This window comes from Fuerstiella marisgermanici (assembly GCF_001983935.1).
Classification (GTDB): domain Bacteria; phylum Planctomycetota; class Planctomycetia; order Planctomycetales; family Planctomycetaceae; genus Fuerstiella; species Fuerstiella marisgermanici.
The window spans coordinates 6202418-6216674 of record NZ_CP017641.1 but is presented as its reverse complement, the minus strand read 5'-3'; the positions used below and the strand labels follow the sequence as shown (position 1 = coordinate 6216674).

Here is a 14257-nt window from a genome sequence, read left to right as displayed (position 1 = left end):
AAGCGGCCCGTCATTCAGTGCAGGTCCGAAATGCCTCCGACCTGCGGAGTCGCGATTGGCGCTCGCTCCGTCCATCGATCACGCCAGATTACCGAGCCCTTTTGCACGGGCTCATTGAAAGCAACTGAGAAATACGATGTCAGAATTTCGTACCGAACGCGATTCCATGGGGCCCGTGCAGGTTCCCGCCGAAGCCTTTTATGGAGCTCAAACGCAGCGAGCGGTTGAGAACTTTCCGATCTCCGGCTGGGAGCTTCCACCGGAATTGATCCATGCGATGGGGCGAGTGAAGTACGCTTGTGGAGTTGCGAACCGCGACCTGGGAAAGCTTACCGGCACGGGCAAAAATCCGCTCAACGATGAGCAGGTCAGCGCCATGTTGCAGGCCTGTGAAGATGTCGTCGATGGTTCGCTTGACGACCAGTTTCCGATCGACGTGTTTCAGACGGGTTCCGGCACGTCCAGCAACATGAACGTCAACGAAGTGATCAGCAATCGGGCGATCGAGATCCTCGGCGGCGACCGGTTTGCGGCCGACAAACCCGTGCATCCGAACGATCACGTGAACATGGGACAAAGCACCAACGATACGTTCCCGACAGCCATCCACGTGGCTGTGGGGACATCAATCGTTAACGATCTGCTTCCTGCTCTGCAGCGTTTTGCGGACGAACTTCAGAAGAAGGCTGACGATTGGGATCAGATCATCAAGATCGGCCGCACTCACCTGGCCGACGCTACGCCATTGCGACTTGGTCAGGAATTCGGCGGGTTCGCACGCCAATTGCAGCTTTCCATTGACCGAGCCAAACGAGCGGTCGATGCGATTGCCGAACTTCCGGTTGGCGGAACGGCCGTGGGTTCGGGCATCAATACGCATCCTGAATTTGGAAGCCGAGTTGCCGCCGTGCTGGCAGAAACAACGGAAGTACCGTTCATCGAAGCGGTCAATCACTTTGAAGGAAACGCTCAGCGCGATGGACTTGTTGAATGTCATGGCCAGCTAAAAGCCGTCGCGACCACGCTGTTCAACGTTGCCAATAACATCCGCTGGTTGGGATCGGGGCCTCGCTGCGGCTTCTACGAGGTGAAGATTCCAGACCTGCAGCCGGGTTCTTCGATCATGCCGGGAAAAGTGAATCCGGTGATGTGTGAATCCATGATGCAGGTTTGTGCGAGGGTGATGGGTAACGATCAAACGATCTCAGTCTGCGGTGCCACAGGCGGTCAGTTCCAGCTAAATATCATGATGCCCGTGATGGGGCAGACAACGCTGGAAAGCGTTCGGCTGTTAGCCAACTGTTCGAATGCGTTTGTGGAATACTGTCTGCTGAATATGGAAGCCAATACGGAAGCCTGCGAAGCTTCGGTCGAAAAAAGCCTGTCGATGGTGACGAGTCTGAACCCGCACATTGGCTATGAAAAAGCATCGGCTTTGGCGAAGGAAGCGTTCAAATCCGGCAAGACAATTCGCGAGCTTTGCACGGAGCAGAATATTCTGCCGCCCGACGTTCTAACCGAGGCACTCGATCCGATGAGCATGACGGAACCTCACGCATAGAGCGGGGTCAGGATTCAATCACGGCGACTGGGTTTCGAGCTTCCCTCATGGCGACCTGAATTATGCAAAACGCACTGCTCACGCTGTTGGCCCTGGCAGCTGTTACGACTGGCGAATCTTTCGCCCAGTCCCCTGCCCTGACCTTCAACGACCCGAATCCGCAGCAATACAAGCTGACCGCGCGGGCCAGCGAAATTGATTCGCGGGTCCAGGCTCACCCTGAGATCGGTTTTTTGGTCGACACGAAGGATGGAAAGCCAGCCGACGTGCAGCAGGCGTCCGTGGATACCGGCGTTGCCCCACGCGGCAAGCTGGTCATCTGGCTGATGGGGCACAATCAGCAGTTGTTCGATCGCTGCAACAGCTATGGCCTGCACGCGATTCGAGTTCACTATGCCAACCGCTGGTTCTCACTTTGCTGCAGGGAAAAGCCGGTCGGCGAACACTGCCGTGGAAATATCCGGTTGGAAGCGGCGACGGGGGAAGACTTCAGTGATGACGTCGATATTCCCAAGCCCGATGGCATGATGGAACGAGCTTTTCAGTTCGTGAAGTGGCTTTCTAAAAAGCATCCTCAGGGCAAGTGGGAGTACTTTTTGACGGCGGACGGAAAGGGGCTGCGCTGGGATGATGTGATCGTGGCGGGCAGTTCGCATGGTTCGACAACCGCGTCCCGGTTTGCGAAGCATCAGAAGGTCAGTCGAGTCGTTGCGTTGTGCGGTCCTCGTGACCAGCATCAAACGTGGCAGTCCTTGCCGTCGGCCACGCCGGAGAATCGCTTATTCGGATTTACGCATGTGCTGGATGGCGGCTGGACGGCCGATCATTACTGTCGAAGCTGGGAATTAATGGGCTTACATAAGTTCGGTCCAATCGTGAACGTCGATCAATCGAAGCCGCCTTATGGAAACAGACGACGTCTGATCACAGACTTCGACGTGAAAGGCGATCCGAAGCGAGCTCATAGTTCCGTTTCACCGGGCAGTCGGTCTGCCAAAGATGGTCAAACCGGTGCCTACCTGCATGACCCTGTCTGGGAGTACATGTTTACGCATCCCGTGGACAGCGTTGGCGATCCGGTTCCTCTGGATTCGGCCTGCGACAAAGTACAGAAGCAGTAGCCAGCGATGGTGTTTTCATGGCTACGCCGCCGACGTCGAAAGAAAATCACCTCGCAGGAATTCCCGGCAGACTGGAATCGCATCATCGCCGCTAACGTCGCGCATGATGCGCGGCTGTCGGACGCTCAGCAGCGGCATCTGCGAAACTTCGTGCAGATTTTCGTGGCCGAAACAAACTGGGAAGGCTGTCACGGGTTGAAGATCACTGACGAAGTGAAAGTCACCGTCGCGGCCCAAGCGGCACTTCTGACCTTCAACCATCCGAACAATTTTTTCGACCATGTGCTGTCGGTGCTGGTCTATCCGGATGAATTTATCGGCAAAGACGTTGATGTGGATTCTGACGGGGTCGTCACCGAACGGCAGCGACGCACGTTGGGAGAAGCGATGTGGCGAGGGCCGGTGGTGTTGTCCTGGATCGACGTGCTGGAAGGCGGTCGACGGGAGGCCGAAGGCCACAATCTGGTACTGCATGAATTTGCTCATCAGCTGGACATGATGAACGGCCGATACGTGGACGGCATTCCGCCTCTTCAAACTCGCGAGCAGCTGCAGCGATGGCTGGCCGTCATGCAGCCGGAATATGAAACGCTGGTGGCCAATTGTCGCAAACGGCATTGGGGCGTGATCGACTGCTATGGGGCTCAGAACGAAGCTGAATTCTTCTCAGTGCTGGTGGAGGCGTTTTTTGAGCGTTCGGGCGAATTACGTGCACAGCACCCAGCGGCCTACGACCTGCTGGCTGGCTATTTTGCGATTGACCCAGCCCTCTGGAATTCCGGAGCGGCTTAAACAATCACTCGCGGAGGTCAAAGTGCCACTCTTAGCCCAACTTCCCCAACTCGAGTCACGAAGGCAGTGTTTTGTGGGGTGAGCGGCCAGAAGTTTCCACTACATTTGCTTTTGGATTATTTTTGAGGGCAGGTTGAGGCTCAGCTTTTCCAGAAGAATCTGTTGATGGTCGGAGGGCTTTGACACGCAGCGGGTGCGGATCTCCGGGCCGGTGCGAGTGGGCAGGACGACGTCCATCGAACGGATCTCCGACAGCTCCGCAAGCACACGGCGCGGTTCGTCGCCCAGCCCTGCTTTGCTGCACAGCTGGCCGAGCGTCTTCCACAACACATACGCCAGAAAACACACGAAGATGTGTGCCAGAACACGGTCCTCCTTCTGATGCCAGATCGGGCGGATCGAAAGATCGCTTTTGTGGATTCGGAACGCGGCTTCCGCTTCGGTCAGTTGGATGTACGCCTTCCAAAGTTCTTCGTCGGACCAGTCGCTGACATTCGTTCGCAGCAGATAGCATCCGGAACTCAGAGTCGCCCAGTCACGCGTAGCTTCGATCTTTGACCATTCGATGCGTGCGGCCCCGTCATCTGTCTTCGTGACTTTCACGTCGAAGAGCTTTGCCGCTCGAGTGTTCTTTCCGAGCAGCCGGCCGATCTCACGTTCGACCTTCATCGGGTCGCGTTTCTGTTTATCGCACCGCGCCGTCATGCGGATGAGCGACTCTTCGATCTTCTTTTCGAAGCGCTGTGTGATCGCTTCTTCCTTCTTTGATCGATCGCGACTGCGACACAGGATGAATGTCTCCGGCGATGTGTTGCAGTCTTCCGATTCATCCGGATCGTCGCTGCCGGGCCACGGCACGACCTTGACTTCCAGGCCATCGCGAATGCTGGTCCAGTCTTCCTTCAGCAGCTCGTGTTCAAACTTCTTCAGCATCGATTTGGGAGTGCCGACGATGTAGCGTCGACCGCCTTCGCGCAGGAATTCGATGTTGTCTTCCGACACCATGCCGCGATCCATGACCCAGATGCGATCGCTTTTCCCGTAGCGTGCTTCCATCGTTTCGACGATGTGTTCCACGGTAGTAACGTCGGCCGTATTGCCGGCAAACACCTTGTATCCCAGCGGCATTCCGCATCGAGACACCACCAGCCCGATGCAGACCTGCTTGCAGTCGCTGCGGTTATCGCGCGAATAGCCACGCTGAGCCAGCGGATTGCGTTCGGCCTGACCTTCGAAGTAAGTGCTGGTGACGTCATACATCAGCAGGTCGTATTCGAGATCGAACAGATGGCCAAGGCGATTCTTCAGATGCGTTTCCAATGCGTCCTTGTGCGGCAGCAGCTGATCGAGTGTGCGGTACAGCCGATTATCGTTCACACGTTCTTCGCTCACGCCGAGCAGATCCCGCAGTGCCGTTTTCGGATACCATTGTTCGGCGGTGAAGAGTTCGCTGGCAGGTTCGAGCAGCCGCGCAATGATCAGAATCAGCGAACTCACATCCCAGCCGACCAGTTCACGACCTTCAGGGATCGCGTTGCTCAGGAACGTATCCAGTTGCAGCGTGCGAATCAGGTGCAGAGCCATCCACGGCCCGCCGAACTGTCGCAGGTTTTCCACACGAACTCCGGCGGCGTTGACTTCGACCCATCGCGGAGTCACGGCAGACGCATCATCATCGAACTCGAATCGCATCTGTCGACTGAGCGGTTGTGACTGATCAGCGGTGACACCGGGTGCAACCTCATCGCTACCGGCCAAAACTTCCGCCGCCTGATGCACGCCCAGTCGACCGGCTTCGTCAAGCTTCCCCAGCCACGCGACCACCCGCTGCCGCGGCCCACTGGCCGAGCGATACGATTCGACCAGCGCCCAGTAGGCGTGGCGACGACCGTTTTTGATCCGATGGCATTGGCGAATGAACATGATCGCAAATGCTACCGATCGATCTCTGACCGGCCAGATCAGAGGTCGTCACTACATCGTGTTTCAGATTTCAAACGCTGGACTTTTGAAACTTCGATAACAAAAACACGCCGAATAAATTCTCTGCAACCACATTTTGTGCCGCTGCTGGGGAAGTTGGGCTAGCGCGTGCGGATTTGGTTTGGTTGGCTTGCTCTTCAGCCGCATAGGGGGCAGTATCCCGAATTCCTCAGACTTGTTCTCATATTGCCCCACGGAGTTCCCAGATGTCAAATCCGTTCGAAGTCACGAGTTATTCTGAAGGTGCCGCAGGTGCTCAAACACTCAGGTTGCGCCAAGTGGGCGTGTTGTCGGTTGGAATGTTTAGGGGAGCAGCGGGCGTGATCATGGAACTCGTCGTTGGTGCATTCTTCCTCCTGCTCACGATGGTCGGCATTGGTGCAGGTGGCGGGCAAAATGTGGGCGCTCCGTTGGCCGGGAGCGTATTCATGGTGGTGCTTCTTCCTGTCTTCTATGGCATTGGTGGCTTTATCGGAGGCGTCATCAACGCGATCGTGTACAACATCGTCGCTGGAATGAGCGGTGGCATTGAGATGGCATTCAGCCAGGATAACACGTAAGCGGTGCCGGCCCGTATTTCTTTCGTCTTGGCTTCAAAGACCGATCTCACAACCGGGTTCGGCACCAAAATGCGGGGGACAGCGTTGATTGCGGAGAGAAAAGTCGCTACATTTCCACGCTTCGGCCGCCTTCCCTGCCGATGAATAGACGATTGCTGAGCGTTTTTCGCGGGGAAACCGGTACCGACGAGGTCTGGGGTCGCTCCTCAAGACGCGCCGGGCGCTTGCTGCGGCGAAGCTCAATTTGACCAAATCAACAGGCATGTTGCCCCTTTTGGGTGGCAGCCATGCTCAATTTTCAGAAACAAGAGTGCAAATTGCACGCATTTTTCGTTGGCCTTCGGGCTGCGGAAAGTGTGGGCGGTTCGACCGCCCGATAACAAGGTGATTCCGCGATGCCGATGCTCGCAAAATCCTGGATGGCCAAAAAAGAACAGGCCGAGGACATCCGCGAATGGTACGTCGTCGACGGCGATGGCGAAATTGTCGGACGCCTCGCGTCTGCGATTGCTACTGTTCTGATGGGCAAGCACAAAGCCACCTACACTCCGCATGTGGATTGTGGCGGTTGTGTGGTTGTCACCAACGTGGAAAAGGTGTCCTTCACCGGCGGTGAGATGGCTCACCCGAAGGTGCCTTATTATTCCACCAAGATGCACCACAAGACTTACGACAGCTACAGCGGGTTCCCAGGCGGTCGTCGAGTTCGTTCTGCCGTTAACGTGTTCGAAACGGCACCAGAACGAATTCTTAGCGAAGCCGTGCGTCGCATGCTTCCCAAGAACAAGCTGGGTCGCCAGATGCTGAAGAAGCTAAAGCTGTTTGTTGGACCTGAACACACTCATCAGGCACAAACGCCCGTACCGTTTCCGGCACACTTAGTGCCGAAGCGAAACAAACGATCCAACTAACCGAAGTTCCGCCCGACGTCGAACCGTTCTCATTTCGAAGCACATTTTTCCGAATTCAAAATATGAGCACTGACTCACCCACGAACGAAGAACCCCAGGACGAAAGCGTCACTCCGGAAGTGTCAGCTGAGTCCACCGCGTCTGAGCAACCGGAAGCGGCGGCCCCTGAAGTGCCTGCAACTGAGGTTCCGGCGACAGAAGTGCCTTCGGGCGACCTGCCTGAATTGACATTGGGTGGTGGTACAGCTCCGGTTACGGATCCGGATCACGTGCCAACCGTTCGCGGCAAAATCGACCGGTTTGGTGTGGCAATGGGCACAGGACGTCGCAAGTCGTCTGTTGCTCGAGTCCGTGTCAAAGAAGGCAGCGGACAGCTCGTGATCAACGGCCGTTCACTGGACGAATACTTCTGCGTCGAACGCGACCGTCAAATGGTCCTCGCACCAATCCAGCTGGTTGGTAAAGAAGGCAAAGTCGACGTTTCGATTCGCGTCAACGGTGGTGGAACGACGGGACAGACCGGGGCGATTGTCCTGGGCCTTGGCCGTGCTCTGCAAACGCTCGAACCGACAGCCCATGCCGATCTGGCCGCGGCTGGCTACCTGACTCGTGACAGTCGTATGGTAGAACGTAAGAAATACGGTCTTCGAAAAGCTCGTCGAAGCTACCAGTTCTCAAAACGATAATCAGCCTGCGTTCTTGCGGAATGATCGTCTGAATAACATCCCTGCCATTGCTCACCGATGGCAGGGATTTTTTTGTGTCGACAGCGGAGTCGATTTCAGATTTGAAATCGGCCAGCCTGGACTTTTTCTTACGCCTTGCACAGAAAGAAGAATGTCGTGCCGGACGCTTACAGTTCGCTGATTCTTCCTGACGTGCGATTGATGGTGCAGGAAGAAGATCGGCACGGATTGACGGAGTTCTGCCGTGTGCTGCACCCGGCCGTGATCGCCAACATTCTGGAGGAACTGGAGCCACGCGAAGTCTGGGCGATTCTGGACCACGCCGACCTGCGGCTGCGGGTTGAAATCTTCGAGTACATCAATCTGCGGCGTCAGACAGAGATGGTGGCCGAGCTGGACAAGCGACGGCTGTCCGAGCTTCTGGAAGAAATGTCGCCGGACGACCGAGTCGACCTGCTGTCCCGGATGCCCCATGACCGCGTCCAGGACCTGTTGCCGCTGATCGCTCAGGCCGAACGTAACGACATCCGTCGGCTGCTGTCCTACGAAGAGCACAGCGCCGGTTCGATCATGACGACGGAGTATGCGTCGCTGCCAGCGGATATCACAGTCAATCAGGCCCTGCAGCGCCTGCGGGAACAGGCGCCCAACAGCGAAACGATCTATTACATCTATATCCTGAACAGCGCGAGGCGGCTGGAAGGTTTGATTTCGCTGCGGGAACTGATTCTGGCGAGGCCGGAATCGGTCTTGTCCGACATCATGCAGCGTGACGTGATTCGGATGCGAGTTGACGAAGACCGCGAAGACGTTGTTCAGGAACTGGCTCGCTACAACTTCATCGCGATGCCGCTGGTTGACACGGAAGACCGGCTTGTCGGCATCGTAACTCACGACGACGCTCTTGACGTTGTTCAGGAAGAAGCGACGGAAGACGCCTATCGTCAGGGGGCGGTTGAACCGCTGCGAGACGACTACGAAGACACACCGATGCTGACCATCCTGTGGAAGCGGGGTATCTGGCTGCTGGTGCTTTCCGTCGTCGCGCTGATGACGGCTGGTGTCGCTGACATCTACGCTCAATCAACGGCCGAAGGAGGTGCTCGTGCCAGCGAAGCACCGCCCGGTCTGACGTCGGCATTGATCTTTCTGTTCATCCCTTTGGTGATGGCCAGCGGCGGAAATGCGGGCTCTCAATCGGCCACGCTGTTTATTCGCATGTTCGCACTGCAACCGGCAGACGCGGCCGTGCCGGGGATGGAGTACCACGTCGATCGGGATTTGATTCTGAGGGAATTTGCCATTGCGGCGTCCATGGGCGCGGTGCTGGGGGCGATGGATTTCCTGTTTGTGTGGCTGTGGTTCGATAAGGGTGTCGACCGTGCGGCGGTGGTCGGGCTGACCGTCTTTCTGATCGTCATTCTTGGCACAACAGCAGGCACGATGTTGCCGATTCTGTTTCGCCGCATGGGGATGGACCCGGCCATCATGTCCAACCCACTGATCGCCGCCATTGTGGACGTGCTGGGGATCGTGATCTTTTACGAAGTGGCGATGGCTCTTCTGTAGCGCGGCAGGTTGTCTTCGGACACCGGACAATCGTCAACATAAATCGGGCCGTGCGATCATCACAAGTCGCACCAATTCGGCCACAGACGAGACCTGCATCTTTTCGAAGATGCTGCTGCGTCGACTTTCGACAGTCCGGATACTCACGTTCAGTTTCGCCGCCACAGATTTGTTCGGTTCGCCTCGTGAGATCAGTTTCAAAACGTCCAGTTCGCTTTCTGTCAGCATGGTGAGGCGCTCTTCAATGCGAAGTTTCAGTGCTTCGTCCTGGGCCTGCTGACGGTCTTCCGTGATCGCTTCTCGAATCGCGTCCCATAGCGACGTGTTGGAAAAAGGCTTCTCCAGTAACGTGACGGCACCGCTGCGGATTGCTCGTACGGTCAGGTCGGTTTCCGCGAACGCCGTCATGACAATGACCGACAGCGACACGCCGTTTGATCGCAACTTCTCCAGCAGTTCGACGCCGGTCATGCCCAGCATGCGATGGTCAGTCAGCAGGCAGGCAGGCCGATAGCCGGTATAAGCCGCCAGAAAGTCTTCGGCCGACGCAAACGACTGCACTCGCCAGGCCATTTGCGACACCAGCGCCGCTACTGAGTCTCGGGAATCGGCATCGTCGTCGACGACGTAGATGATCGGATCATTTGTCATTACTGCTATGCTCACCGATCGGCAACGAAAATTCAAACTGGCCGCCGCATGCACCATCTACACATCGAATTTTTCCATCATGAGCTTCAATGATGGAGCGGCTGATTGCCAACCCCATGCCCATGCCGTCTGATTTGGAGGTGATAAACATATCAAAAACCTCCTTTGTTTTCCCTGTGGGAATTCCCGGCCCGGAATCATTGACAAGGACAGTGAGCTTCTGTTCATCCTGCGTGGCTTTGATCGTCAGTTTCCGCTCTCCTATTGGGGTGTCCACCATGGCATCGCACGCATTACGAATCAAATTGACCAGGACCTGCTCAATTTGTATGCGATCGGCATGCACTTCTGAGAGTTCGTCTGAATAGTCGACTTTAAGTTCATCAACTGCATCACGAGTTGCGGTTTCTGTCACCATCAACGCTTCTTTGATAGCGTCGCGCATGGAGAACGTTTGTTTCTGGCTGCCCGGCCGACCGAAGCGTCGCAGCCGCTGGACAATAGCATTGATACGGTCGGTTTGCTTTGAGATGCGCATCGTCCATGACTGTAATTTTGAACAGTCCTCGTCCGACAAGCCTTCTTGTTCCAGAACCATTTGCGACGCGGATGCGAAGTTGGAAATAGTGGCCAGCGGCTGCTTAATTTCATGAGAGATTCCCGCCACCATTTCACCCATGGCGGATACCCGAGCCATGTGAGCCAGTTCGGTTTCTTTCTGTCGAAGCCGCGCTTCGGCCTTACGCAGCTCTGTGATGTCGCGGCCGATCGCCTGATAACCCAGTAGCTGCTGCTGGTCGTCGTACAATGCGCGGCCGTTCCATTCTCGCCAGCGGACCGTGCCGTCGTCCAGCACAATTCTCATCTGCATGAAAGCCATGGGATTTTCCATATTGGTCGCCGCCATGAGTTTCCTGGCTTCGTGCAAATCGTCCGGATGGATCCGGTCGAAGCAGGATCTGCCAATTGCTTCCTGTGGCGAACAGCCGGCATCTCGTGCGTAGGCGTCGTTGGCGAAGATAATCGTCCCTGTCTGGTCAAAGCGGATGATCATCTCGTGCTGATCTTCGACAATCGATCGGTAGCGGAGTTCGCTTTCACGCAGCTTTTGTTCGGCTTCGAATAGGTCTGTCACAATGCGGCCCACCGCCTGGTAGCCGTAGTGTCGCCCCTCACTGTCGATCAGGGCTCGCCCACGCCATTCTGCCCAGTCGATGTCACCGTTCGGCCGTACGATCCGCATGACATCCATCGCGAATGGTTCTTCAATGCTGGTCGCACTAACCATTTGGATCACACGATCGCGGTCGTCCGGATGAATGACAGAGAAGCAGTTGAAGCTGGTGACTGTCTCGTCTGTCAGTCCGTTGCTTTTTTGATACGCGGTGTTGGCAAAGGTTAGAGTGCCATCCTTCCTAAACCGGATGATCATTTCTGTCTGGTCTTCGATAATAGACCGATACTGTAGTTCGCTTTCGTTCAAGCGTTGCTGCACAACTTCACGATCACCAATTTCCTGTAGCAGTCTTGCATTTACGGCTCGTAGTTCCGCGGTCCGTGCATCAACGCGGCGTTCGAGTTCAATATTCGAACGCAGTAAATGGCCCTCGGCGACAACCAGCTTTTCGTTTGTCGTTTTTAAAAATGCTCCCTGACGAACCACGCGAATGGATTGAGAAAGCGCGACCGCAATCAGAGCTGCTGTCAGCACCATCAGGGACAAAAACCAGGCTCTGCGCCAGATCGGAGGCGTGATTTCGAAGGTCAGCATGGCAGGAGAAGAGTCGACGTTCAGGTCCGAATCCCGAGCGCGGACCTGGAACTCGTGTTTTCCCACCGCCAGATCCGTGATGTCGACCAGTGTGTCGTAAGAAAAGACGGACCATGGACCTTTGTCTACGGCCCAGGAATACATGAGCTTGCTGGTCGGCGTTGTGTTCCAGCGGTCACGCCCGTGAAACGAAATGCTGGCTCCTGTTGCTTCTGCGAACCTGTCGGACGATGTCGAGATATGTGTTTCGGGTGCCTGGTCATTCGGGACGTAGCGGATCGCATGAAACTGACCCTCCAGTGGAGGGAGGGACTTCTCTTCCATCGTCTGCTGGCGAGTGATGGTCCAAAGCCGCGACAGGTTGACCCAGACCGCGTCGTCCCCATCGGACTTCAGTGCTCCGTTACTGACGCTGCCCGCCAGTTCATCTGGCAGCGGCGACGAAATCCACGCACCGTCATTGAAGCGATCGAAGCCAGCATAGGAACTGGTCATCAGGCTACCGTCCGGCATTGGCAAAATGTTTCGCAGGCGGTTGTTGGATAAGCCGTCCAGTTCGGTATACCAGACTGTCGTCGGCTCGGCATTCGGCTGGCCATCACCAGTCGCCGCTTGAGATCGCTCAGCACGTGTGGTGTACAGCCAAGGTGCTCTTACGTGGGCGACGCCGTGCCGATTTCTGGACACCCAGAGATCCCCATTTGTGTCGTTGCCGATGGCCACCGAATAGCCGCGAACGCGATCCGGCAGTCCGCTTAAGTCTGCGACAGAATCGTCAGGAAGAATCTGAGCCAGGCGCGGCCCGCGAGTCCAAATGGAACCATCGGCTGTCTGGCAGAAGCGATGGACATACGGAAAACTTCCAGCTGATACAAAGTGTTTCCAATCGGTTCCATCGAACCTGACAATGCCGCCTTCAAACCCCTCATCCGACGCGTACCCGCTGGCCGCGCCAAACCACATGCGCCCGTCACGGTCTTCAAACGCTGCGCGACGATCAATACTCCAGGACAGCTGGGGGTGAAGTTTGCGTTCCCATTTCTCGCCATCAAACATCGCCGTTGCAGCGACGCCATTGTGGCTGCCGGCGGCCCAGACCACGCCTGTTTTGGTGACCACCACGCTCATAGGAACGCTCATCAAACCATCACTGGCATCGTACGCTTGCCACGAATCGCCGGAATGTTCAATCACCTTAAATTGCTGCGACAGAAACCAATCTGCTCCATCTGCAGTGCTGCCCTGGTAGTTGAGTCCGTCGTAGGTGGTCCAGCGCTGACCCTGCGGTTCTATGCGGAGCGCAATGGAATCCACGCCTGCCACCCAAATGGATCCGTCCGACACCTGACATACCAGCAAATCGTTACCATGAATTCCGTGGTCACTGGTCGAATGGCGAGTTTCCTTACCATCACTGACAGACAGGATTGCGCCTGTTGCGCCGATCAGAATTTGTCCCGGGGCGACTTCAATGACCGAGTTATTGACCCATCGCTTTAGTGGTGTGGATTTCCAGTCGCTACCGTCGTATTCCAACATCTGGCGCGCTGAAGCGAGCCGCGAAACCACGGCGATGCCACGTGAAGTTTTGGCGATATCAGGAGATCCCATTCGCGGCAGGTCAGACTTTTTCGTGTGATTTACCCACACGGGCTGGTCCGGCCGACTGGTTTCCTGTTGTAAGCTGTAGAGACTGCCGGAAGTCGTGCCGACCCAGACCACGCCGGAGGAATCTTCTGCGATGGCAGCGGGGCGAAACCTTTGCGTTCTTCCGGGTGATTCTTCCGAAACGATTTCAACAATGAATGGCTGTTCGATGCCCTGTCGACTGATCGACAGCGAGATTGCTGTTCCAGCGGCGGCGTCGAGTTCAATTTCTCTGACTGCGGATCGCGGTTCTCCGTCGACGCTCAGGATTCTGTCCCCAATCTTAAGCCCGGCTCGCTGTGCCGGTCCTTCCTCCGACAACGCCACGATCGAACTTCCTCCGACTGAGGAACTGAAAATGGAAAGACCAAACCCAGCCTCAGCGCTGCGCCATGTGTCGGCGTCTATTGTTTGAGTGTGAATTCGTGAAGACGGCTGTCGGTTTTTGAACTCCGTCGCAATCTGCGTCGTGGTAAATAGGGTGGGGGTCTCCGCAATGCTGGAAGATTCCGATACTTCTGCGGTCGGCAGTTTCAATAGCCCCCAGGTGGTTGCCGCCCAAAGATCACCTTTCGTCGTGGCAATCAGGCCCCAGTAGTCCCAGGGCCATTCCTCTGACTCGGGAAGAAACGGCTTCCATGTTGCTTCTACGCCGGGCGCAGCAGAAATTTGGTAGAGGCCAAATCGTGTGGCTGCGAATACACGGTTGTCAACAGTCGCAAACACTTCGACAGCGGATGGCAGGCCGGAGTTCGCTCCAAACTCAGTCCAGGTCACCCCGTCATACCGCATTGCGCCCAGTTCAACGCCAAACCACATTTCTTTGTTGAAACCTTCGGCGAGACAACGCAGGCCTCGGCCTTTCAGTTCAGAAAACGAGTGCCAGCGCCAATCTTCGTCCAGCGGATTGGCCATTCGCGGTTGGTAAGTTTCTGCTCCGGTCGTGATTCGGCAACAGCTGATCAGAATCATTAAGGCGACGCTAATCCAGCAAAGTGCTCGTTG

General features: G+C 56.1%; 10 protein-coding genes. 7 read left to right on the top strand and 3 right to left on the bottom strand.

Annotation, left to right across the window (positions count from 1 at the left end; genetic code table 11):
- Window positions 1-136 precede the first annotated feature (136 nt).
- From Fuma_RS23320 to Fuma_RS23310, 3 genes are all read left to right on the top strand, one after another.
- Window positions 137-1561: a class II fumarate hydratase gene (locus Fuma_RS23320; RefSeq protein WP_077026235.1), complete on the top strand. Its 1425-nt coding sequence runs from the start codon at window positions 137-139 to the stop codon at window positions 1559-1561.
- A gap of 62 nt (window positions 1562-1623) precedes the next feature.
- A complete protein-coding gene (locus tag Fuma_RS23315; protein ID WP_077026234.1) occupies window positions 1624-2682 on the top strand; it encodes a BPSS1187 family protein in 1059 nt (352 codons plus the stop codon).
- A gap of 6 nt (window positions 2683-2688) precedes the next feature.
- Window positions 2689-3474 carry a M90 family metallopeptidase gene (locus Fuma_RS23310; RefSeq protein ID WP_077026233.1) on the top strand — a complete coding sequence of 262 codons (786 nt, stop codon included), beginning with the start codon at window positions 2689-2691 and terminating at the stop codon, window positions 3472-3474.
- Window positions 3475-3573: 99 nt separating this feature from the next.
- Here the strand turns inward: Fuma_RS23310 and Fuma_RS23305 are convergent, their stop codons facing one another.
- On the bottom strand, window positions 3574-5397 hold the full coding sequence (locus Fuma_RS23305; RefSeq protein WP_077026232.1) for an IS1634 family transposase: 1824 nt from the start codon (window positions 5395-5397) through the stop codon (window positions 3574-3576).
- Window positions 5398-5663: 266 nt separating this feature from the next.
- On the opposite strand from Fuma_RS23305, the gene Fuma_RS23300 reads away from it, so the two are divergent.
- The 4 genes from Fuma_RS23300 (at window position 5664) to mgtE (ending at window position 9183) form a co-directional block, all read left to right on the top strand.
- Window positions 5664-6017 carry a hypothetical protein gene (locus Fuma_RS23300; RefSeq protein ID WP_083732264.1) on the top strand — a complete coding sequence of 118 codons (354 nt, stop codon included), beginning with the start codon at window positions 5664-5666 and terminating at the stop codon, window positions 6015-6017.
- Between the two features lie 395 nt (window positions 6018-6412).
- Window positions 6413-6928 (top strand): 50S ribosomal protein L13, encoded by a 516-nt coding sequence (gene rplM / locus Fuma_RS23295; RefSeq protein WP_077026231.1) that lies wholly within the window; start codon window positions 6413-6415, stop codon window positions 6926-6928.
- 62 nt (window positions 6929-6990) lie between these two features.
- Entirely contained in the window at window positions 6991-7614 is a 624-nt protein-coding gene (rpsI, locus tag Fuma_RS36575; RefSeq protein ID WP_083732262.1) for a 30S ribosomal protein S9, read from the top strand.
- Between the two features lie 156 nt (window positions 7615-7770).
- A complete protein-coding gene (gene mgtE / locus Fuma_RS23285) occupies window positions 7771-9183 on the top strand; it encodes a magnesium transporter (RefSeq protein ID WP_229360721.1) in 1413 nt (470 codons plus the stop codon).
- Between the two features lie 33 nt (window positions 9184-9216).
- Here mgtE and Fuma_RS23280 read toward each other — a convergent pair whose 3' ends face one another.
- Together Fuma_RS23280 and Fuma_RS23275 are read right to left on the bottom strand one after the other, a co-directional pair.
- The gene (locus Fuma_RS23280) at window positions 9217-9834 is read right to left on the bottom strand and encodes a response regulator transcription factor (protein ID WP_077026230.1); all 618 of its coding nucleotides are present in this window, start codon (window positions 9832-9834) and stop codon (window positions 9217-9219) included.
- Complete coding sequence (locus Fuma_RS23275) at window positions 9824-14224, bottom strand: PAS domain S-box protein (protein WP_077026229.1); 4401 nt, start codon at window positions 14222-14224, stop codon at window positions 9824-9826. Before Fuma_RS23275 ends, Fuma_RS23280 begins: the two co-directional genes overlap by 11 nt.
- Window positions 14225-14257 lie beyond the last annotated feature (33 nt).